Below are 18,791 nucleotides of genomic sequence, written 5' to 3' on the forward strand. Positions count from 1 at the left end.
GATACTGCACTTTTTCGAAATGTCCGGCTCTATCCATGGCAGCCTGCGGCGATCCCCACCGTAGGCCCATGCCCAAGTCCAAGAACCCATGGCTCGAGTTTCACCCGCGATCACCACTAAAATCCGCCGTCATTGCCTGCTGCTGGCAGGTCTGTCGATGTTCTTCGTCACCGGTTGCAGCCAACAGCAGGGCGGCGACATCATCAACCAGATGCGCGAAGGCAAACCCCAGGAGTTCCTGCAAACCAGCGTCGACCGTATGGCCACCCTGACCATGCGCGACAACCTCGACAGCCTTTACCTGTTGATGAGCAAGCTCTACCTGCGTAACCCCGATGAGTTGAAAAAATCCGGTTTCCTCGATGCCCGCACCGCCGGCAAGCAAGTGCGCATGGCCATTGAGCTGCAGCAGCCATTACCGACCCTGGGCGGCAAAAAGGACCTTGCGGCCCTGAGGTTTGCCATGAGCCCGGAGTTTCTCGGCGACCGGGTCGGGGCGTTCATCTATGCCATCGGCAGCATGCTGGTGACCGCCCATGGCAATCGCCTCGAGTTCTACATGACCGATACGATCAACCCGGTGTTCGTCAGCAATGCCGCGCGCAACATCGAGATCGCCACCTGGATCCTCAGCCAGCGACAGAACAAAGAGGGCCTGCCCTTGCTGTTCTCCAACGAAATCTCGGAGGAGGGCAGCAACCTGAGCTTCGCCGTCGAGTTCGGCAAGATCGTCGCCCGGCTGGACCTGCTGACCCAGATGCTCGACGAACGCTACCGGCGCATCGGCCTGAACTATGCCCAGAGCCTGCTGTTCCTGAATTTCCTGCCGGTTCAGTGAGCACGACACATATTCCTTGTGGGAATTGAATTCAGGGTATAAAGATAGATCGCATCGATATAACTGGTTATAAGAAATATCGCTATGCTGCGGGCCAGATTTCCCTTGTGATCTTTGTGGACGTATTCATGGATTTAGTGAACATCGGGTTGGTCGTTGCCGGGCTGGTCGTCGGCTTCATCGTCGGCATGACTGGCGTGGGTGGCGGGTCGCTTATGACGCCGATCCTGCTAGGGTTCGGCATCAACCCGGCGACGGCCGTCGGTACCGATCTGCTATACGCCGCCATCACCAAATCCAGCGGTGTACTGGTTCACCGCAAGAACAACAACATCGACTGGGCGATTACCGGCTGGTTGACCTTGGGCAGCGTGCCTGCGGTGGCGTTGACGCTGTGGTTCCTCAGCACCCTGCACAGCGCCCCCGAGGCGATGAACGCGATCATCAAGCAGGCCCTCGGTTTTGTGTTGTTTGCCACGGCACTGGCGATCCTGTTCAAGAAGCGCCTGCTCGACTTCGCCCACAAACGTGCGGGCGGCAACTACAACCCCAGCGGATTGCGCTTGAATGTGATGACGGTCATCACCGGGCTGGTCCTTGGCACCATGGTCGCGCTGACGTCCATCGGCGCCGGTGCACTGGGCACCGTGGCACTGTTCATCCTCTATCCGATGCTGCCGACCCGCCGCCTGGTGGGGACTGAAATCGCCCACGCCGTGCCGCTGACCCTGGTCGCGGGGCTTGGCCATGCCAGCATGGGCAACATGGATTGGCACGTCCTGGGTTACTTGCTGGTGGGCTCGTTGCCGGGGATTTACCTGGGCAGCCACCTGACCGGGCGCATCTCCGACGAATTGCTGCGCCCTTGCCTGGCGACCATGCTGTTGTTGATCGGCTACAAACTGGCGTTCTGATTCAAGCCGCCACGAAAGCTTCATTCGCGGGTGAATATTTCCAGCAGATGCCCGTCCGGGTCATCGAAATACACCCGCCGTCCTCCCGCGTAATCATTGATCTCCCTCAGTCGCTGCTTGCCCGGGTCGGCCCACCACGGCTGACCGTTGGCTTGCAGGCGTGCGAAGGCCGCATCGAAATCCTCGTCGCCCATCAAGAATGCGTAGTGCTGGGACGCTATCGGCGGGTCGTTGTCGTAGAAATCCAGTGACACGTCGTTATCCAGTTTGACGATCAGCATGGGCCCAAAGGGCTGCGGGGCGGGCAGGCCAAGGAGGCTGGCCAGGAAATTCGCCGAAACCTGCTTGTCCCGGCACCAGACGATGGTGTGATTCAACTGAGTGCTCATGGGCAAGTCCTCACGACGGATCAGGCGGGTTGTCATGAGCCTTCAGATTAGCCCAGCCTGTTGCGCAATGACCGCCCTGACCTAAGCTTGGGGCAAGGCGAAAAATATTTGCGGTACGTCACCCGGAACGATCGCCGCGATGCGCAATCATTAGAGCGTGGATATCAGAAGGAGATGCGCATGCTCATCAGGTCACTGACCCTGGCTACTTTGCTGGCGATTGCCGGCACCTCGTTCGCCGCCGATGGCGACTCACCGCTGGACATGGACAAGGGCAGGGCTCGGCCACTGATTGTCATCGCTCCGAGCACGGTTGATCCGAACTGGGTCGGCCTGAAAAAGTCTCTGGATGAGCCAGCCAACCGCAAGGGTTTCACCGACCGCAACATGGTGCTCTACACCGTGCTCAACCTGATGGGCCAGCGCGACGGCAAAGACCTGGGGCCACAGGACACGGCGGCGCTGATCCGCTCGCTCAAGCTGGGTGCTGGCGCCAAGACCAAGGTGATCCTGGTCGGCAAGGACGGCGAAAAGAAACTTGAGCAATCGGACGCCTTCAAGCTGGACGAGATTTTCAGCGCTGTCGATCAGTTGCCCGCGGCCGAGAAAGAATTTACCGCGACCGTGGCTGCACCCGTCGCTGAAGCGGAGCCTGCGGTCAAAGGCGCCAAACCCGGAAAAAACAGCAAACCGGCCAAGCCCTCCAAGCCGCCTGAAATGCCGGATGATTGAACCTCAATCTTGTGGCGATGGAAGGTTTTTCTGTGGGAGCGAGCTTGCTCGCGATGACGGCCTGACATTCAACCATTGTATCGACTGTTACGACGCCATCGCGAGCAAGCTCGCTCCCACAGATGGATCAGTCGCTATTGGGAAAGGGCGCTCAGAATCTGATGAGCAATCCTGACCCGCTCTGCATTGGGATAATTCTTGTTGGCCAGCATCACAATGCCGATGCCCTTCGATGGCACGTACGCCACGTAAGCACCAAAGCCACCAGTTGAGCCTGTCTTGTTGATCAGCACGTTCTCTGGCTGCGCTTGTGGCGGGTTTAGCCACTGGACTTCATGGGCTTGCATGGCCATTGGCGTGGAGTTGCCGTCCAGCAAACGATCCAGTGTGATCGGGTAGCGATACAACTCCCAACCCAGGCCCTGGGTCATATCGCCTACGGTGTAGTAACCGCTATGGGTCAAGGCGATGGCTTGCTGCAACGGCTTTTCCAGGGACGCTGGTTTCATGTTTGCACCGACGTAGGCCAGCAAGTCCGCGGCGCTGGTTTTCACCCCGTACGCCTCGGAATCCAGCGCACCCGGAGTGACCCGTACCGGTTTGCCGTCCTTGTTGTAGCCCTGGGCGTACAGCGCCATCTGATCCTGCGGCACGTGCACATAGGTGTGCTTGAGGCCCAGTTTCGGCAGCAGGGTTTTCTCCATCAGCTCATCAAACGGCTGGCCCATGCTTTGGGCGGCGAGGTAGCCGAACAGGCCAAGGCTGGGGTTTGAATACAGTCGGTGGCTGCCGGGGGCGTAGAGCGGTTTCCATTGTTTGTAGTAGCCGAGCATTTTGTCGGCAGAATCAGATTCAGCAGGAAATTGCAGCGGTAAACCGCCAGCGCTGTAGGTGCCCAGTTGCAGCACGCTGATGTGGTCGAACGCACTGCCGCGCAAGGCCGGCAGGACCTGACTGGCCTTGTCCGACAGGGACAGCTTGCCCGTGGTCTGGGCGTAGGCGGCGAGGGTGGCGGTGAAGGTTTTGCTGACGGAGCCGATTTCGAACAGGGTGTCTTGCGTGACGGGGTTGCCGGTTTCTTTCGAGGCGACGCCATAGTTGAAGTAATGCGCTTGGCCGTTGACGGTGACTGCCACGGCCATGCCGTGAATGCCCTCGGCTTGCATCACCGGTTGTACAGCGGCGTTCACCACTGTCTCGATTTGATCCTGTGCCACGCATTGGCCCGCGGCGAATATCGCCATGCAAGCGGCGATGGTTTTCAGCCTGTCCATGTTGGTTTCATCCGTCGTTGATTCAGTTGCGCGCCATTTTAGGGCGTGAAGCGCCATGCTCCGAGCGCTTTTTAAAATAGGCCGCCAACAGGCGGCCACGCGCAACCGTCAACTCAACGCACCAGGCACGGCCGCTTGTTATCGAACTTCCAGCCGGGAATCAGGAACTGCATTGCCACGCTGTCATCCCGCGCCCCCAGGCCCATGCCTTTGTACAGTTCGTGAGCTTTGGCGACCTGATCCATGTCCAGCTCCACCCCCAGCCCCGGTTTCTGCGGCACCTGCACACAGCCGTCGACGATTTGCAGCGGGGACTTGGTCAGGCGCTGGCCGTCCTGCCAGATCCAGTGGGTGTCGATGGCGGTGATCTCGCCCGGCGCGGCCGCTGCGACATGGGTGAACATCGCCAGGGAAATGTCGAAGTGGTTGTTGGAGTGCGAGCCCCAGGTCAGGCCCCACTCGTGGCACATCTGCGCCACGCGCACCGAGCCTTGCATGGTCCAGAAGTGCGGGTCGGCCAGGGGAATGTCGACCGACTGCAACTGGATCGCGTGGCCCATTTCCCGCCAGTCGGTGGCGATCATATTGGTCGCGGTTTTCAGGCCCGTGGCCCGGCGGAACTCGGCCATGACTTCGCGACCCGAGTAACCGTTTTCCGCCCCGCACGGGTCTTCGGCATAGGCCAGCACGTGGTGCTGGTCGCGGCACAGACGGATGGCTTCTTTCAGTGACCAGGCGCCATTCGGGTCGAGGGTGATGCGCGCATCGGGGAAGCGTTCGGCGAGGGCCGTGACCGCTTCGATTTCCGCGTCGCCGCTGAGCACGCCGCCCTTGAGTTTGAAATCCTTGAAACCATACTTTGCGTGCGCGGCGACGGCGAGGCGCACCACAGCGTCGGCGGTCATGGCTTTCTCGTGCCGCACGCGGAACCAGTCGTTGTCGGCGTCCGGTTCGCGGCGGTAGGCGAGGTCGGTTGCGTTGCGATCGCCGACATAAAACAGATAGCCGAGCATCTTCACTTCATCGCGCTGCTGGCCTTCGCCGAGCAGGGCGGCTACCGGCACGTCCAGGTGCTGGCCGAGCAAGTCGAGCAATGCGGCTTCCAGTCCGGTGACGGCGTGAATGGTGATGCGCAGGTCGAAGGTCTGTAAGCCGCGGCCACCGGCATCGCGGTCGGCGAAGGTCTGGCGTACCTGATTAAGGATCTTCTGATAAGTGCCAATCGGGCTGCCGACCACCAGGCTGCGTGCGTCTTCGAGGGTCTGGCGGATGCGCTCGCCCCCCGGTACTTCGCCGACACCGGTGTGGCCGGCGTTGTCCTTGAGAATCACGATGTTGCGAGTGAAAAACGGGCCGTGGGCGCCGCTCAGGTTGAGCAGCATGCCATCGTGGCCGGCGACCGGAACCACTTGCATGCTGGTGATGACCGGGGCTTTTGCGGTGTCTTGTGGGTTCATATTCCAATCCTTAAAAAGCACAATTCAGGCGTGGTTGGGTGCAGGTTTGCCCAGCGCCACGGCAGATGCGGGTTTCGGTGTGTTGCGGGCGGCAAACACGATGATGGCGGCGATGATCGAGGTCGCGGCCAGGCCGTACAGCCCGCCCTGAATCGAACCGGTGCGTTCTTCCAGCAGGCCGAAAGTGGTCGGCGCAACGAAACCTCCGAGATTGCCTACTGAGTTGATCAACGCGATGACGCCAGCGGCAATGCGCGCATCCAGGTAGGCCTGGGGAATCGGCCAGAACAGCGACGAGGCCGATTTGAAGCCCAGTGCGGCAAAGCAGATGGCGACAAAGGCGAAGATCGGCCCGCCGGTGGTGGACATGAACATTCCGGCCGCAGCGATCAGCAGGGCGGTGGCGACCCAGGCTTGCTGGTGTTTCCATTTGCCCGACAGGGAAGCGAAGGCGTACATGCCGACAATCGACAGCAACCACGGAATCGAGTTGAACAGCCCGACCTGGACATCGCTCAGGTCGCCCATCTTCTTGATGATGCTCGGCAGCCAGAAGGTCGCGGCGTAGATGGTCAACTGGATAAAGAAGTAGATCAGGCAGAACAGAATGATCTGGCGATCCTTGAGCAATTTGCCCAGCGACGGCTTGATCGGCGTGGCGGCTTCCCGGGCCAGTTGTTCGTCATCGATGGCCTTGACCAGCGCGTCCTGTTCTTCGCGGCTCAGCCATTTGGCGTCGTGGGGCCTGGAGTCCAGCCAGAACCAGACGAACACGCACAACCCCACCGAAAACATGCCCTCGATGAAGTACATCCACTGCCAGCCGTGCAGGCCCAGCCCTTCGATTTGCAGGAGCAAGCCGGACAGGGGGCCTGAGATCAGCGAAGCGAACGCCGAGCCACTGAGGAAGATGGCAATCGCCTTGCCGCGCTCCACGCCGGGCAACCAGCGGGTGAAGTAGTAGATCACCCCGGGAAAGAACCCGGCTTCGGCCACGCCCAGCAGAAAACGCAGGATGTAGAAGTGGGTTTCGTTCTGGATGAACGCCATGCCCGCGGCGACCAGGCCCCAGGTCAACATGATCCGCGTCAGCCAGATGCGTGCGCCGACTTTTTGCAGAAGGATGTTGGAGGGCACTTCGAACAGTGCATAACCGATGAAGAACAGACCGGCACCCAGGCCGTAGGCGGCCGCGCCAATGCCCAGGTCGTGTTCCATGTGGGCGCGGACGAAACCGATGTTCACGCGATCAATGTAATTGACGATGAACATGATGACGAACAGCGGCAAGACGTGACGTTTGACTTTGGCGATGGCGGACTTCAGCGCTGAATTGGCGTCGTCGTGCATCCCGGAGATGGATGTATTCACTGCGTTTTCTCCCACTCGTTATTTTTATGCGGGGTGAAGCTGAGTGCTGCGTTGTTGATAGACATCATACAACTACATTTTTTGATCTTGCAACCACGCTTGCTCAATGAAATGGCGCATTGTCGGAGATTTTGATTCTATTGGCGGTGGCTGATGGCCTTTAAAACGAACCAATATCGGCTTGTTGTTGAGTGTTGTCATACAAGTTGAGCGAGATTTTTCAGGATTCCCGCCCGACGCGGTGCTACGATTCGATAGCCCTGATTTCCGGACACCCCGATGCAAGAAGACCTCGAAGTACCCGCCCGCAAGCGCAGCCATAACCTGGCCCATGACCTGGTGGAGAAACTGACCCAGCGCATCCTGCTCGGCCAGATGTTGCCCGGCGACAAGCTGCCGTCGGAAAACACTATCGTTCAGGAACACGGGGTCAGTCGCACGGTGGTGCGTGAGGCGATCTCGAAGTTGCAGGCTTCGGGGCTGGTGGAGACCCGGCACGGCATTGGCACGTTCGTGATCGAGCGCGCACCGGAGCAGGGGCTGCGGCTGAATGTCGATACCGCGTTGGGGGTGCGCAGCATTCTGGAATTGCGCATGGGCCTGGAAACCCAGGCGGCGGCGCTGGCGGCAACGCGCCGCAGCGATCTGCAACTGGCGCAGATGCGTGAAGCACTGGATGACTATCAAAGCCTGCTGGCCAACAACGACAGCTGTGTCGAAGCGGACCGGCGTTTTCATCTGCTGATCGCCGAAGCCACCGGCAACGTATGCTTTACCGAAATCATGCAGCACCTGGGCAGTGCCATGATCCCGCGCACCCGCGTCAATGCCGCCGAGCGTGGCGCGGTGGACTTGAGCAAGCTTGGCCAGTTGGCCAATCTTGAACACGAGGCGATTCTCAATGCCATCAAGCGCCAGGATCCGGATGCGGCGCGGGCGGCGATGTGGTTGCACCTGACCAACAGCCGTGACCGGTTTTCTCCCAGTTGATGGTCAGTGATACCGCGTCATCGTTCATCGCGGGCAAGCCACGCTCCCACAGGTTCTGGGGCGTGCTCAAGAACCGCGGCAACCATAAAACCCTGTGGGAGCGAGCTTGCTCGCGATAGCGTCAGGCCTGTCAGCGAAAAACCTGAATCAGACCCTGACAGCCTGAACAACCACAGCCCGCCGCTCCAGATTCAACGCCAGCACACTCACCAACACCACCAGCCCGCCGACCACGATCATCAACGTTGGCCGCTCGCCCAGCGCATAGGACGCAATGACCATCGCCGTCGGAGGCGTCAAATACAGCGTCATCGTCGCCCGGCTCAAATCGACATGCGCCAGCACATAGGCCCAGGCCAGGTACGCCAGGGCGCTGGGGAATATCCCCAGGGCAATCACCGCAAATTGCACACGCAGCGGCGCCAGGGCGACTTGATCCGCCAGGCCGGGCAAGAAAACCAGCAACAGCGCCGTCCCGGACCACACCGTGTAACACACCAGCGTCAGCCCGTCGTAACGCCCGGTGTGATGCTTTTGCAGGGCAAAGTAGAGGCTCCAGGACACCGCCGCCAGCAGGATCAACAAGCCGTGGGCATCAATGCTGCCCAGGCCATGATCGCCCGCCACCACAATCACCACGCCAAACAGCCCGAGCAGCACACACCCCCAGCGCCACAGGCTCACCTGATCCTTGAACACGAAGCGCGCGATCAGCGTGCTGAACAGGGGCGTGGTCTGGGCCAGGACGCTCGAAGCGCCAGCGCTGACACCTTGCTGCCCGAAGTTGATCGCCACGTGGTGCAGGCTCACGGCAAAGAAACCCAGGCCGAACATCAACGGCAGATCGCGCAGGCTCGGCAGGCGAATGCCCTTGAACATCGCGACCACGGCCATGAACACGGAAGCCAGCAGGAAGCGCAGCAGTGCCAGATGTACGGGGTCGTAGGCCAGCAGTCCGATATGGATGCCGGTCGAGGAATAGCCCCAGCACGCCACGACAAACGCCATGGCCAGGATGATTTTCCAGGGGGAAACGGGGGAGGGTGTGAGCGGCGTCATGGTCGTGCACCTGTGGGCGGATGCACCGAGTATCAGAAAGCGGATCGTTCGCCACAACTGACTTATACTGCGCTAACCGTTCACTTTTGGTGATGTATGGAGCTGGCACAGATTCGCATGTTCAAGACCGTGGCCGATGTCGGCAGCATCGCCCGCGCGGCCGAGCTGTTGCATTGCGTACCGTCGAACATCACGGCACGGATCAAGGCCCTGGAGGCCGAATTGGGTGTCGCGCTGTTCCTGCGTGAGGGTCGAGGGCTGCGCATCAGCCCGTCGGGGCAAACCTTCCTGGCCTACGCCTCGAAAATTCTTGCTCTCACCGCCGAGGCCAAGCGCGCGGTCGACCCTTCCGCCGAACCCTCGGGGCCGCTGCGCATCGGGGCCATCGAGTCGTCGGCCACCGGGCGATTGCCGCGGTTGCTGGCGAAATTCCACAAGCGTTTCCCGCAGGTGGCGCTGGAGCTGACCACCGGCACCTGGGCCCAGTTGCTCGACGACACGCTCAATCACAAGCTCGACGGTGCAATCGTCGCGGTCGACGTCGAGCGTGCGCACCTCAAGCGCACGCCGATGTACCGCGAAGAGTTGCTGTTGATAGCCTCAACCTCCCTCGGGCCGTTGCGCAACGTGACGGACCTGCATGACAAGACGATGTTCCTTTGGCCTCAGGGCTGTCCTTACCGGGCAGCGATGGAGCATTGGTTATTGCGCAATGGGTTGGCGCTGCCGATTGTCAGCCTGGCCAGCTATGGCGCGATTGTCGGTTGCGTCAGCGCCGGGGCCGGCGTGGCACTGGTGACTAAAGGGGTTTTCGATCAATACGCCAAGGGCGCCGGGTGCGTGGCGTTCGAGTTTCCCGAACTGACGGCAATCGAGAGCCTGTTCTACTGGCACGAAAACGCCGGGGTGCACCCGGCGCGGGAGGCGTTTGTGGCGATGCTCCGCGAAGAGTTTGCCTGACACATTTCCCTGTAGGAATTGGGTGGATTTGCAGGTCAGGTCACGCTGATATCCCGCATCAACAACCCAAACTCCAGATCCACCGCATCCGGTATCGGCAAATACACCGTATGCCCATCTCCCGGTGCAACCTCGATCGCTTCACCCTTGGCGTTTTGCAACTGATGCAGATCGAAGTGGAAGTTGCCCTTGGGCGTCATCAGCTCCATGTGATCGCCCAGGCCGAAGCGGTTCTTCACCTTGACCTCGGCCAGGCGATCTCGGCGCTGCCCGGTCAATTCACCGACAAACTGCTGGCGCTCCGAGACGGAGCTGCCGTTCTGGTAGTTCTGGTATTCGTCATGCACATGGCGGCGTAGAAAGCCTTCGGTGTAGCCGCGCTGGGCGAGGGATTCCAGATCGGTCATAAGGTCGCGGTCGAAGGCCCGGCCCGCCACCGCATCGTCGATGGCTCGGCGATAAACCTGGGTGGTGCGCGCGCAATAAAAGTGCGATTTGGTCCGGCCTTCGATTTTCAGGGAGTGCACGCCCATGTGGGTCAGGCGTTCGACGTGCTGCACGGCGCGCAGGTCCTTGGCGTTCATGATGTAGGTGCCGTGTTCGTCTTCGAAGGCCGGCATCTGTTCGCCGGGACGATTGGCTTCCTGCAACAGGAACACCTGCTCGGTCGGCGCGCCGATGCCCAGGGTGGGTTCCGGCTGATACTGTTGCACGATCTCGCCGAGATTGTTTTCCGTGGCCGGTTGCGCCGAGTATTTCCAGCGACAGGCATTGGTGCAACTGCCCTGATTGGCGTCACGCTTGTTCATGTAGCCCGACAGCAGGCAGCGCCCGGAATAGGCCATGCACAACGCGCCGTGCACGAACACTTCCAGTTCCATGGCCGGCACTTGCTCGCGGATCTCGGCGATTTCCTCCAGGGACAGCTCCCGGGACAGGATTATCCGGCTCAAGCCTTGCTGCTGCCAGAACTCGACGCTCGCCCAGTTCACCGTATTGGCTTGCACCGAAAGGTGGATCGGCATCTGCGGATAGTGCCGGCGTACCAGCATGATCAGGCCGGGGTCGGACATGATCAGCGCATCCGGGGCCATGGCAATCACCGGTTCAAGGTCCTTGAGGAAGGTCTTGAGCTTGGCGTTGTGCGGCGCGATGTTCACCACCACGTAGAAGCGCTTGCCCTGGGCCTGGGCCTCGCGAATGCCGAGGGCCAGGTTGGCGTGGTCGAATTCGTTGTTGCGCACCCGCAGGCTGTAGCGCGGCTGGCCGGCGTACACGGCATCGGCGCCGTAGGCGAAGGCGTAACGCATGTTTTTCAGGGTGCCGGCGGGGGCGAGCAGTTCTGGCGCGGTGAAGTTCATGGCAGTGTCGGTCGCAAAAGCCGCGCAGGGTAAACGTTCGGTGGCGAGGGATTATTGACCTGGATCTATGCTTGTTCAACAAACCGATGGCACTCGCGCGAGCCGTAGTGGACTAAACATCAGGGCGGAAGTTTTTCGTCCTCTCTGGCACGGATCGGACATGAACGAAGCGCCCCTACAAGACAAATCACTGACGGTTTTGCTGGTGCTGGTGAGCGCTGCGTTCATCTGGATCCTGCTGCCGTTTTACGGCGCGGTGTTCTGGGCGGTGATCCTTGGCATCGTCTTTGCGCCACTGCAGCGCCGGCTGCAAGAGAAGTTCGGCTGGCAACGCAACCTCACGTCGCTGTGCACATTGAGCATTTGCCTGGTGATTGCGATTCTGCCGGTGATCATCATCAGCGCCTTGCTGGTTCAAGAGGGTGCGTCGCTCTACAAAAGCGTCGAGAGCGGCGAACTCGATATTGCCGGGTACGTGTCGCAGTTCAAGCACAGCCTGCCGCCGTATTTCCAGCATCTGCTGGATCGCTTCGGCATGGGTGAGTTGAACGGGCTGCGAGAGAAAATCGTCAAAAGCGCGATGACCGGCGGTCAGGAGCTGGCGGCGCAGGCCTTCATTTTTGGTCAGGGCACCTTCGAGTTCGTCGTCAGTTTTTTCATCATGCTGTACCTGCTGTTTTTCTTCCTGCGCGACGGTGCGGAACTGGCGCGCAAGGTGCGTGCGGCGGTGCCGTTGCAGGAACAGCAGAAACGTCGTTTGCAGCTCAAGTTCAATCGTGTGGTGCGGGCCACGGTGAAGGGCAACCTGCTGGTGGCCATCACGCAAGGCGCACTGGGCGGTCTGATTTTCTGGTTTCTGGACATCCCCAGCGTATTGCTCTGGGCGGTGTTGATGGCGTTTCTGTCACTGCTGCCAGCGGTGGGGGCGGGAATAGTCTGGGCGCCGGTGGCGGTGTTTTTCCTGCTCACCGGGGCGATCTGGCAGGGCATAGTGCTGGGGTTGTTTGGGGTTTTCGTGATCGGCCTGGTGGATAACGTGCTTCGACCGATTCTGGTGGGCAAGGACACCAGGATGCCGGACTACATGATCCTGATCTCTACCCTCGGCGGCCTGGCGATTTTCGGACTCAACGGCTTTGTCATCGGCCCGCTGATCGCGGCCCTGTTCATGTCGAGCTGGGCCATTTTCATTGAAACCAAACCGCGGGTGCAGTTGCCTTAGGCGTTGAGCCTGCCGGACTGGCCGGTGCCGATGCGTTGCGACAGCTCCTTGGCGGCGGGTAGCGAAGTAAGCGGGCCGCTGATCTGCACGCCATCCTGCACCAGATACCAGCAGGCGAGCATGCCCAGCTCTCTGAGCTGTGCGGGGACGGCGCTGCCGATAACGGACATGATCTGAACCTTGGACACGACAAGTACCTCCATCAATCTGTGGAGTTACTTTAAGGTCAGGGTGCCTTTAGGGGTAATCAACGCTTTCGATAGTGGTCATTGATGCCAGAGGGGGCAAACGACCGTTGGTCGGTCAGCTGACCACCTGATCGAGCATATGAACCACTTCCTGCTCGTTGAGCAGGCCCTTGCGTACCAGGCTTTGCGTCAGCAGCGAGAGAAATTTGGCGCTGCGATGACCTTCCAGGTGCTTGAGTTCGGTCAGTGCGTTGTACACCTTGCTGGAGGTGCACAGACCGACGATGCGGTGCGGGTTTTGCGTTGGCATGTGGTCGTCCTTGTTGTTTTCAACTGTTATCGACGGACAGCACCGAGCTTGCGGAACTGTCATGACAAAAATATGACCGTTTTTTGCCGCACGGCAGAAATCGGGTCGAGTCCATCTTGCCCATTTTTGCCACGGGTACTGTCCCGATAGCGACCTTGGCGAGATTTATCCAGACCTGTACCGACAAACGGGCATAAAAAAGCCCCGCTTTATCAGCGGGGCTGGATGAGTTCGTTACCAGCGGCCGTGGCCGTAGTAGCCGCGTGGCGGGCCGTAGTAACCATGGGGTGGTCCGTAGTACACCGGGGCCGGGCGGTAGTAGATCGGTTGTTGCACGTAGACCGGGGCCGGTTGGTAGTAAACCGGAGGCGGTGGTGCGTAATAAACCGGCGCGGGCTGGTAGTAGACCGGTTGCGGTGCGACATAAACCGGGCGGTTGGCGTTGATCAGAGCCGAGCCGACGATGGCAGTACCGACGATCGCGCCAAACACCGCCGGGCCCTGCCAGTAATTACCACCACCATGGGCTTGCGCCTGTCCTGCGATAGCGAGGGCGCCGATCAGCAAGGCTACTGTGGGGACTTTACGGATCATGATAGTTCCTCGGTTCTTCAGCCCGGCGCTTGTGTCTGCAATAGACCCAAGGATTGTCGCGGGGATACTTCTAAGACAGCGTTTTTCTGAAAAACAGCACGGCCGTTAGGTAAATTTTGTGTAAGGTCTGTACCGACTTTCTTACCGACCCGTGTAAGGCCGTGTTAACACACTTATATGATCGATCAGAACCCGATGGAGGGCTAATCCCGTCCATCCGAAAAGTGCATTTGAAGGAGCTTGCCCGTGCAGATGAACCCCAACAAAGACACCCAGCTGTGCATGTCCCTTTCAGGACGCCCCGGGAACTTTGGTCTGCGTTTTCACAATCATCTGTATGAACAGCTGGGCCTGAATTTCTACTACAAGGCCTTTGCCAGCCAGGACCTGCCGGGTGCCGTTGTCGGCATTCGCGCCCTGCGCATTCGTGGCTGTGGCGTGTCGATGCCGTTCAAGGAAGCCTGCATTGCCCTGGTGGATGAACTCGACGCATCGGCCGCCGCCATTCAATCGATCAACACCATCGTCAACACCGACGGTCATCTCAAAGCCTACAACACCGACTACATCGCCGTTGCCCAGTTGCTGGAAAAACACCAGGTGCCCAAGGACTCGACCTTTGCCTTGCGCGGCAGTGGCGGCATGGCCAAGGCCGTGGCGAGCGCCTTGCGCGATGGCGGCTATGAAAGCGGCCTGATCGTGGCCCGCAACGAGCGCGCCGGACAGGCACTGGCGCAGTCGTTGGGGTATGAGTGGCAGGCCGAGCTGGGGAGTCGTCGCCCGCAAATGCTGGTCAACGTCACCCCGATCGGCATGACGGGGGGGCCGGAGGCCGAGCAACTGGCCTTTGAGCCTGACGTGATCGAAAAAGCGGACACTGTCTTCGATGTGGTGGCGATTCCCTCCGAAACTCCGCTGATCATGCGTGCTCGTGCCGAAGGCAAGCGGGTCATCACCGGGCTGGAAGTGATCGCGATCCAGGCATTGGAGCAATTTGTGCTCTATACCGGCGTGCGGCCAACGGATGAGCAATTCCAGAAGGCCGTGGCGTTTGCCCGCAGCTAGGAGGTGTCCATGCATCCCCCCATTCTCAACCTGAATTCAGTCGAACTTGAACCGCTGCCCGAAGCGTTTGCGCCGAGCGGTGAAACCGCCGGTCGCTACCAACAGCGCCTGGCCCGCGTCGGTCAGCAACTGGGGGCACAAAAGCTGGGTTATCGCCTGTATGTGCTGGAGCCAGGCATGCGCGGCAGCCCGTTCCACAGTCATCGGGTCAATGAGGAAATGTTCTACGTCGTGGCCGGGGAAGGGGAGGTTCGCCTGGGAACCGAACGTTTTCCGATCCGCGCCGGTGATGTGATCGCTTGTCCACCGGGCGGGCCTGAAAAGGCGCATCAGATCATCAATACCAGTAACGGCGAGTTGCGGTACCTGGCCGTCAGCACCCAGCAATCGCCGGAGATCTGTGAATACCCGGATTCCGGTAAATACGCCGTGATGGATGACTTCAAGGTGGATGCCGAGGGTAATGCGTCAGGCTTTGTTGCCGTTGCCCGGCAAGCCGATGGGGTGGATTACTGGGACGGCGAGTAGCGATACAGGATGACGGATACTTTTGTGGCGAGGGAGCTTGCTCCCGCTGGAGTGCGAAGCAGTCCCCTTTTCGGGGCCGCTTCGCAGCCCAGCGGGAGCAAGCTCCCTCGCCACAGTGGGCATCTTTGAAAGTTAAGAAGTCATTCCAGTCGTGCCAAACGCTCTTCCAGCGCCGCAATCCGCGCTTCCAGTTCTTCGATCCGTTCAACCGAAACCCCGCTGCTGCCACGTTCGGCCGGGTTGTTCCTTGCAGCCATGATCGCTTCGATATCCGCCGGGTCGCCCAGGGCGTGCGTGTAACGATCTTCGCGCTGGCCGGCCTGACGCGGAATCAGTACGGCCAGGCCCCGGGCAATCAGGCGTTCGAGTTGATGCACCACCTGTTCGGCATCTTCGAACTCATGCATGCGGCCGCTGCGGGTCAGCAGTTCATTGACGGTCTGCGGGCCGCGCAGAAACATCAGCCCGGTCAGGATGACCTGCGCCGGCACCAGTTCCAGAGCCTTGTCGACCTTGTGTTCCCAGCGGTCGGCGCGGCTGCCCATCACCAGTCTGGCGAAACCGTGTCCTTCGAGGACGCGCAGGCTATGGCCGACCTGGCCTGGTGTGAGGTTCATCACCGGCTCGCGGCTGGTTTTCTGGTTGCAGGCAATCACCAGGGCATTGAGGGTCAGGGGATAGGTTTCCGGGCTGGTGGCCTGTTTCTCGATCAACGAGCCCAGAATGCGGATTTCCGTACTGTCGAGCCGCTGCTCGTCTAAAGTCGTCTCTTGCTCAGTGCTCATGGTTCTGCATCCTTACCCGATTCATGTTTTTCACTCGCGTGAGTGCACTTTAGATGGGCAAGCGCCAATGGCAACCGAATTCGTTGCGCCATCAAGTGAATGATGACAAAAAGTGTATGAAATCTTAACGCCATTTTTACAAATGGCCGGGCACCGTATGCGGGGCGCGCGCGAGTGCGTCCAAAGGGCGGGGTATTGTTGGCGCCATCGTCCTGAATAGCTGAACCCTGCATCGAGTCGGCCGGTGTACGACACCTTGATTCGCCTCTGATAAAAGAAATCCAATAAAGGCGAGAGTGACTCCATGAGCCAAGACATTTTTGTATCCGTACTGATCCCCGCCAAGAATGAAGCGAACAACCTCAAGCCGCTGCTTGAGGAAATTCGCGTCGCATTGGCCGCTGAATCGTACGAAATCATCGTCGTCGACGATGGCAGCACCGACGCAACCCTGCAGGAATTGCGGCAGATCCGCCACGACGGCTTGAACACCCTGCGCATCCTGCATCACGAACGTTCGCTGGGGCAGAGCACCTCGCTGTACCACGCCGCCCGTGAGGCCCGCGGACAGTGGCTGGCGACCCTCGATGGCGACGGCCAGAACGACCCGGCGGACATTCCCGGCATGCTGGCGCTGGTGCGCGGCGAACCGGGCAAGGTCGATGTGCAACTGGTCGCCGGGCATCGGGTCAATCGCCGCGACACCGCAAGCAAACGCTACGCCTCGCGGTTCGCCAACAACCTGCGCCGCCGCCTGCTCAAGGACGCCACCCCGGACACCGGTTGCGGCCTGAAGCTGATCGAGCGCGCGGCGTTCTTGCGCCTGCCGTACTTCGACCACATGCATCGCTACATTCCGGCGCTGATCCAGCGCCATAACGGGCGCATGATCGTGCACCCGGTCAACCACCGACCGCGCACGGCCGGGGTCTCGAAATACGGCAACATCGACCGCGCGCTGGTCGGCATTCTCGATTTGTTCGGTGTCTGGTGGCTGATCAAGCGCACGCGGCTGAACACCATCGCCCAGGAGATCAAAGGATGAATCTCTCCCGCGAAGCCCTTTGGCTGATCGTCGGTTTTGTCGGGCAGATCGCCTTTACCGGGCGGTTTGTCCTGCAGTGGCTGTACAGCGAATACAAGAAACGCAGCGTGATCCCGGTGAGCTTCTGGTACCTGAGCATCGTCGGCAGCACCTTGTTGCTCGCCTATGCCATTTACCGTGAAGACCCGGTGTTCATCGCCGGACAGGCCTTTGGCTCTCTCGTTTATTTTCGCAACTTGCAGCTGATCGCAAAAAGCAAACACCTGAAGGAGTAGGTCATGCCCGGATCGTTATCGACCCGATACATTACGTTGCTCGTGGCCATCGCGGTTGCGTTGCTGTTTTTCTGGGGGCTGGGCAGCGTGCCGTTCCTCAGTGTCAACGAGGCCCGCCGCGCCGTTACCGTGCGCGAAATGCGAGAGGCAGGCAATTGGCTGCTGCCTTACATGAACGGCGACTTGTACTTGTCCAAGCCGCCGTTTTTCTATTGGGCCGGTCTGGTTTCAACGGCGGTGCTGGGCAGCTTGTCCGAGTGGAGCGTGCGCCTGCCTTCGGCGCTGGCTGCCGCCTTGTGCTGTGTTGGCACCTATCTGTACGGCGTTCGGCAGGCGGGGCGGCAGGTCGGACTGTTCGCCGTGGTGTTCCTGGCCGCGAACGGCGCCTTCAGCCTGTTCGCACGACGCTCGGAAATCGAGATGTTGCTGACCCTGCTGTGCTTCGGTGCGCTGCTGGCGGCCTGGCAGTTCATCTTCCTGCAAGGTCGGGTCTTGTGGAGTCGGTTGAGCTACGTGCTGCTGGGTTGCGCGTTGCTGACCAAAGGGCCGGTTTGCCTGTTGTGGGTGACGGCGCCGATCCTGGCCTATGCCTTGATCTACCGCGATGCCCGGGCCAAGGCTTATCTGTGCGACGGTTGGGGCTGGCTGATTGCCCTGGTGCTGGGCGGTTCCTGGTACGTGGCGGTGTCTGTGAACCAGGGCTGGGGCATCTGGGCCTCGATCATCAGCGAAGACATCGTGAAGAAGATCGACGGGCAGGGTGCCGAGGCCTGGTATGCGTACCTGTTGTACCTGGCCGGGGATTTCTTCCCGTTCTGGCTGATCGCATTCGTGCAACCGCGCAAGTTCTGGGCAATGATCCGCTCGCGCCGCGAGGCGGGCATGTTGCTGATTTGCAGTTTGCTGCCGCTGCTGGTGTTTTCCTTGTTTACTGAAAAACACGGCAAATACCTGTTGCCAGTCTATCCGTCCATGGCGTTGCTGCTGGCGATGCACTGGTCGGCGCTGCTCGACGACCTGAAGGGGCGCTGGCGCACGGTCCTGGCCGTTGTGCCCTACGTGATGCTGGCCGGTTTTGTGGTGTTCTACATGTTCGTCGAAGCGCGGGTATTGTCGCACCGGTTCGGTGGTCTTGAGCAGGTCGCCACGCTGGCTAATGGGCAACCGGGTCAGAAGGCTTATACCCTCGGTGAGCCGGATATCCGTCTGGTCTACTACATGGGCCGGCCAGTGGCGCCACTGACAGTGGCGCAGTTGCAGTCCGAGTCCCGTCCGGCGGGGTTGCTGTTTGTGCAAGAACCCCTCGCACCGGAACTACAGAACCTGGCGTCGTGCCAGGTCGGTGAAGTCAACCCGTACCTCAAACCGCACCGTGCGGCGCTGCTGGTGCGCATGGGTGGAGATTGCCGCTGATCGGCTTCCCGGCCGAACAGT

General features: G+C 60.2%; 21 protein-coding genes. 11 read left to right on the plus strand and 10 right to left on the minus strand.

From position 1 onward, the window contains the following. Positions 1-88 precede the first annotated feature (88 nt). Together KGB07_RS15800 and KGB07_RS15805 are read left to right on the plus strand one after the other, a co-directional pair. Positions 89-838 carry a hypothetical protein gene (locus KGB07_RS15800; protein WP_046042863.1) on the plus strand — a complete coding sequence of 250 codons (750 nt, stop codon included), beginning with the start codon at positions 89-91 and terminating at the stop codon, positions 836-838. Between the two features lie 128 nt (positions 839-966). Beyond that, the gene (locus KGB07_RS15805; RefSeq protein ID WP_007988000.1) at positions 967-1,752 is read left to right on the plus strand and encodes a sulfite exporter TauE/SafE family protein; all 786 of its coding nucleotides are present in this window, start codon (positions 967-969) and stop codon (positions 1,750-1,752) included. Positions 1,753-1,772: 20 nt separating this feature from the next. On the opposite strand, the gene KGB07_RS15810 is transcribed toward KGB07_RS15805, so the two are convergent. After that, positions 1,773-2,141, minus strand: a complete 369-nt coding sequence (locus KGB07_RS15810) for a VOC family protein (RefSeq protein ID WP_046042788.1) — start codon at positions 2,139-2,141, stop codon at positions 1,773-1,775. Between the two features lie 180 nt (positions 2,142-2,321). Here KGB07_RS15810 and KGB07_RS15815 point away from each other — a divergent pair, with 180 nt between their 5' ends. Beyond that, positions 2,322-2,873: a DUF4174 domain-containing protein gene (locus KGB07_RS15815; protein ID WP_046042787.1), complete on the plus strand. Its 552-nt coding sequence runs from the start codon at positions 2,322-2,324 to the stop codon at positions 2,871-2,873. A 134-nt stretch (positions 2,874-3,007) separates the two neighbouring features. Here KGB07_RS15815 and ampC read toward each other — a convergent pair whose 3' ends face one another. The 3 genes from ampC to KGB07_RS15830 form a co-directional block, all read right to left on the minus strand. After that, complete coding sequence (ampC, locus tag KGB07_RS15820) at positions 3,008-4,117, minus strand: class C beta-lactamase (protein WP_411741537.1); 1,110 nt, start codon at positions 4,115-4,117, stop codon at positions 3,008-3,010. Between the two features lie 143 nt (positions 4,118-4,260). Continuing rightward, entirely contained in the window at positions 4,261-5,604 is a 1,344-nt protein-coding gene (gene gudD / locus KGB07_RS15825; protein ID WP_223465887.1) for a glucarate dehydratase, read from the minus strand. Between the two features lie 24 nt (positions 5,605-5,628). Next, entirely contained in the window at positions 5,629-6,975 is a 1,347-nt protein-coding gene (locus tag KGB07_RS15830) for an MFS transporter (protein ID WP_046042784.1), read from the minus strand. Positions 6,976-7,254: 279 nt separating this feature from the next. Here KGB07_RS15830 and KGB07_RS15835 point away from each other — a divergent pair, with 279 nt between their 5' ends. Then, the gene (locus KGB07_RS15835) at positions 7,255-7,965 is read left to right on the plus strand and encodes a FadR/GntR family transcriptional regulator (protein ID WP_046042783.1); all 711 of its coding nucleotides are present in this window, start codon (positions 7,255-7,257) and stop codon (positions 7,963-7,965) included. A 147-nt stretch (positions 7,966-8,112) separates the two neighbouring features. Here the strand turns inward: KGB07_RS15835 and KGB07_RS15840 are convergent, their stop codons facing one another. Continuing rightward, on the minus strand, positions 8,113-9,024 hold the full coding sequence (locus KGB07_RS15840; protein ID WP_223465888.1) for a DMT family transporter: 912 nt from the start codon (positions 9,022-9,024) through the stop codon (positions 8,113-8,115). 96 nt (positions 9,025-9,120) lie between these two features. Here KGB07_RS15840 and KGB07_RS15845 point away from each other — a divergent pair, with 96 nt between their 5' ends. After that, positions 9,121-9,984, plus strand: coding sequence for a LysR family transcriptional regulator (locus tag KGB07_RS15845; RefSeq protein ID WP_046042781.1), 864 nt, complete (start codon positions 9,121-9,123; stop codon positions 9,982-9,984). A 35-nt stretch (positions 9,985-10,019) separates the two neighbouring features. Here the strand turns inward: KGB07_RS15845 and yegQ are convergent, their stop codons facing one another. Further along, the gene (gene yegQ, locus KGB07_RS15850) at positions 10,020-11,345 is read right to left on the minus strand and encodes a tRNA 5-hydroxyuridine modification protein YegQ (protein ID WP_046042780.1); all 1,326 of its coding nucleotides are present in this window, start codon (positions 11,343-11,345) and stop codon (positions 10,020-10,022) included. Positions 11,346-11,505: 160 nt separating this feature from the next. On the opposite strand from yegQ, the gene KGB07_RS15855 reads away from it, so the two are divergent. Beyond that, entirely contained in the window at positions 11,506-12,567 is a 1,062-nt protein-coding gene (locus KGB07_RS15855; protein ID WP_046042779.1) for an AI-2E family transporter, read from the plus strand. Here the strand turns inward: KGB07_RS15855 and KGB07_RS15860 are convergent. From KGB07_RS15860 to KGB07_RS15870, 3 genes are all read right to left on the minus strand, one after another. Beyond that, a complete protein-coding gene (locus KGB07_RS15860) occupies positions 12,564-12,755 on the minus strand; it encodes a hypothetical protein (protein WP_046042862.1) in 192 nt (63 codons plus the stop codon). The two genes, KGB07_RS15855 and KGB07_RS15860, sit on opposite strands and share 4 nt — an antisense overlap. Before the next feature lie 115 nt (positions 12,756-12,870). Next, positions 12,871-13,065 (minus strand): hypothetical protein, encoded by a 195-nt coding sequence (locus tag KGB07_RS15865; RefSeq protein WP_008052996.1) that lies wholly within the window; start codon positions 13,063-13,065, stop codon positions 12,871-12,873. A gap of 234 nt (positions 13,066-13,299) precedes the next feature. Beyond that, positions 13,300-13,659, minus strand: coding sequence for a hypothetical protein (locus KGB07_RS15870; RefSeq protein ID WP_046042778.1), 360 nt, complete (start codon positions 13,657-13,659; stop codon positions 13,300-13,302). A 246-nt stretch (positions 13,660-13,905) separates the two neighbouring features. Here KGB07_RS15870 and KGB07_RS15875 point away from each other — a divergent pair, with 246 nt between their 5' ends. Both KGB07_RS15875 and KGB07_RS15880 read left to right on the plus strand, forming a co-directional pair. Continuing rightward, positions 13,906-14,724 (plus strand): shikimate 5-dehydrogenase, encoded by an 819-nt coding sequence (locus KGB07_RS15875; protein WP_046042776.1) that lies wholly within the window; start codon positions 13,906-13,908, stop codon positions 14,722-14,724. 9 nt (positions 14,725-14,733) lie between these two features. Next, a complete protein-coding gene (locus KGB07_RS15880) occupies positions 14,734-15,252 on the plus strand; it encodes a cupin domain-containing protein (RefSeq protein WP_008052993.1) in 519 nt (172 codons plus the stop codon). 140 nt (positions 15,253-15,392) lie between these two features. Here the strand turns inward: KGB07_RS15880 and KGB07_RS15885 are convergent, their stop codons facing one another. Next, positions 15,393-16,037, minus strand: a complete 645-nt coding sequence (locus KGB07_RS15885; protein WP_046042775.1) for a YceH family protein — start codon at positions 16,035-16,037, stop codon at positions 15,393-15,395. A 304-nt stretch (positions 16,038-16,341) separates the two neighbouring features. On the opposite strand from KGB07_RS15885, the gene KGB07_RS15890 reads away from it, so the two are divergent. The 3 genes from KGB07_RS15890 to KGB07_RS15900 are packed head-to-tail and all read left to right on the plus strand — an operon-like array spanning position 16,342 to position 18,770. Next, positions 16,342-17,082, plus strand: a complete 741-nt coding sequence (locus KGB07_RS15890) for a glycosyltransferase family 2 protein (RefSeq protein ID WP_046042774.1) — start codon at positions 16,342-16,344, stop codon at positions 17,080-17,082. Then, complete coding sequence (locus KGB07_RS15895) at positions 17,079-17,357, plus strand: lipid-A-disaccharide synthase N-terminal domain-containing protein (protein WP_046042772.1); 279 nt, start codon at positions 17,079-17,081, stop codon at positions 17,355-17,357. Before KGB07_RS15890 ends, KGB07_RS15895 begins: the two co-directional genes overlap by 4 nt. Positions 17,358-17,360: 3 nt before the next feature. Beyond that, positions 17,361-18,770 (plus strand): ArnT family glycosyltransferase, encoded by a 1,410-nt coding sequence (locus tag KGB07_RS15900; RefSeq protein ID WP_046042771.1) that lies wholly within the window; start codon positions 17,361-17,363, stop codon positions 18,768-18,770. Positions 18,771-18,791 lie beyond the last annotated feature (21 nt).

This window comes from Pseudomonas sp. GL-RE-26 (assembly GCF_019956275.1).
Taxonomy (GTDB): Bacteria; Pseudomonadota; Gammaproteobacteria; order Pseudomonadales; family Pseudomonadaceae; genus Aquipseudomonas; species Aquipseudomonas grandcourensis.

Coding starts and splice junctions, on each gene's coding strand:
- KGB07_RS15885 (WP_046042775.1), bottom strand. CDS start 16,037: ATGAGCACTGAGCAAGAGACGACTTTAGACGAGCAGCGGCTCGACAGT.
- KGB07_RS15895 (WP_046042772.1), top strand. CDS start 17,079: ATGAATCTCTCCCGCGAAGCCCTTTGGCTGATCGTCGGTTTTGTCGGG.
- KGB07_RS15805 (WP_007988000.1), top strand. CDS start 967: ATGGATTTAGTGAACATCGGGTTGGTCGTTGCCGGGCTGGTCGTCGGC.
- KGB07_RS15800 (WP_046042863.1), top strand. CDS start 89: ATGGCTCGAGTTTCACCCGCGATCACCACTAAAATCCGCCGTCATTGC.
- KGB07_RS15835 (WP_046042783.1), top strand. CDS start 7,255: ATGCAAGAAGACCTCGAAGTACCCGCCCGCAAGCGCAGCCATAACCTG.
- KGB07_RS15870 (WP_046042778.1), bottom strand. CDS start 13,659: ATGATCCGTAAAGTCCCCACAGTAGCCTTGCTGATCGGCGCCCTCGCT.
- KGB07_RS15890 (WP_046042774.1), top strand. CDS start 16,342: ATGAGCCAAGACATTTTTGTATCCGTACTGATCCCCGCCAAGAATGAA.
- ampC (WP_411741537.1), bottom strand. CDS start 4,117: ATGGCGATATTCGCCGCGGGCCAATGCGTGGCACAGGATCAAATCGAG.
- KGB07_RS15840 (WP_223465888.1), bottom strand. CDS start 9,024: ATGACGCCGCTCACACCCTCCCCCGTTTCCCCCTGGAAAATCATCCTG.
- KGB07_RS15810 (WP_046042788.1), bottom strand. CDS start 2,141: ATGAGCACTCAGTTGAATCACACCATCGTCTGGTGCCGGGACAAGCAG.
- KGB07_RS15880 (WP_008052993.1), top strand. CDS start 14,734: ATGCATCCCCCCATTCTCAACCTGAATTCAGTCGAACTTGAACCGCTG.
- KGB07_RS15865 (WP_008052996.1), bottom strand. CDS start 13,065: ATGCCAACGCAAAACCCGCACCGCATCGTCGGTCTGTGCACCTCCAGC.
- gudD (WP_223465887.1), bottom strand. CDS start 5,604: ATGAACCCACAAGACACCGCAAAAGCCCCGGTCATCACCAGCATGCAA.
- KGB07_RS15845 (WP_046042781.1), top strand. CDS start 9,121: ATGGAGCTGGCACAGATTCGCATGTTCAAGACCGTGGCCGATGTCGGC.
- yegQ (WP_046042780.1), bottom strand. CDS start 11,345: ATGAACTTCACCGCGCCAGAACTGCTCGCCCCCGCCGGCACCCTGAAA.
- KGB07_RS15815 (WP_046042787.1), top strand. CDS start 2,322: ATGCTCATCAGGTCACTGACCCTGGCTACTTTGCTGGCGATTGCCGGC.
- KGB07_RS15900 (WP_046042771.1), top strand. CDS start 17,361: ATGCCCGGATCGTTATCGACCCGATACATTACGTTGCTCGTGGCCATC.
- KGB07_RS15855 (WP_046042779.1), top strand. CDS start 11,506: ATGAACGAAGCGCCCCTACAAGACAAATCACTGACGGTTTTGCTGGTG.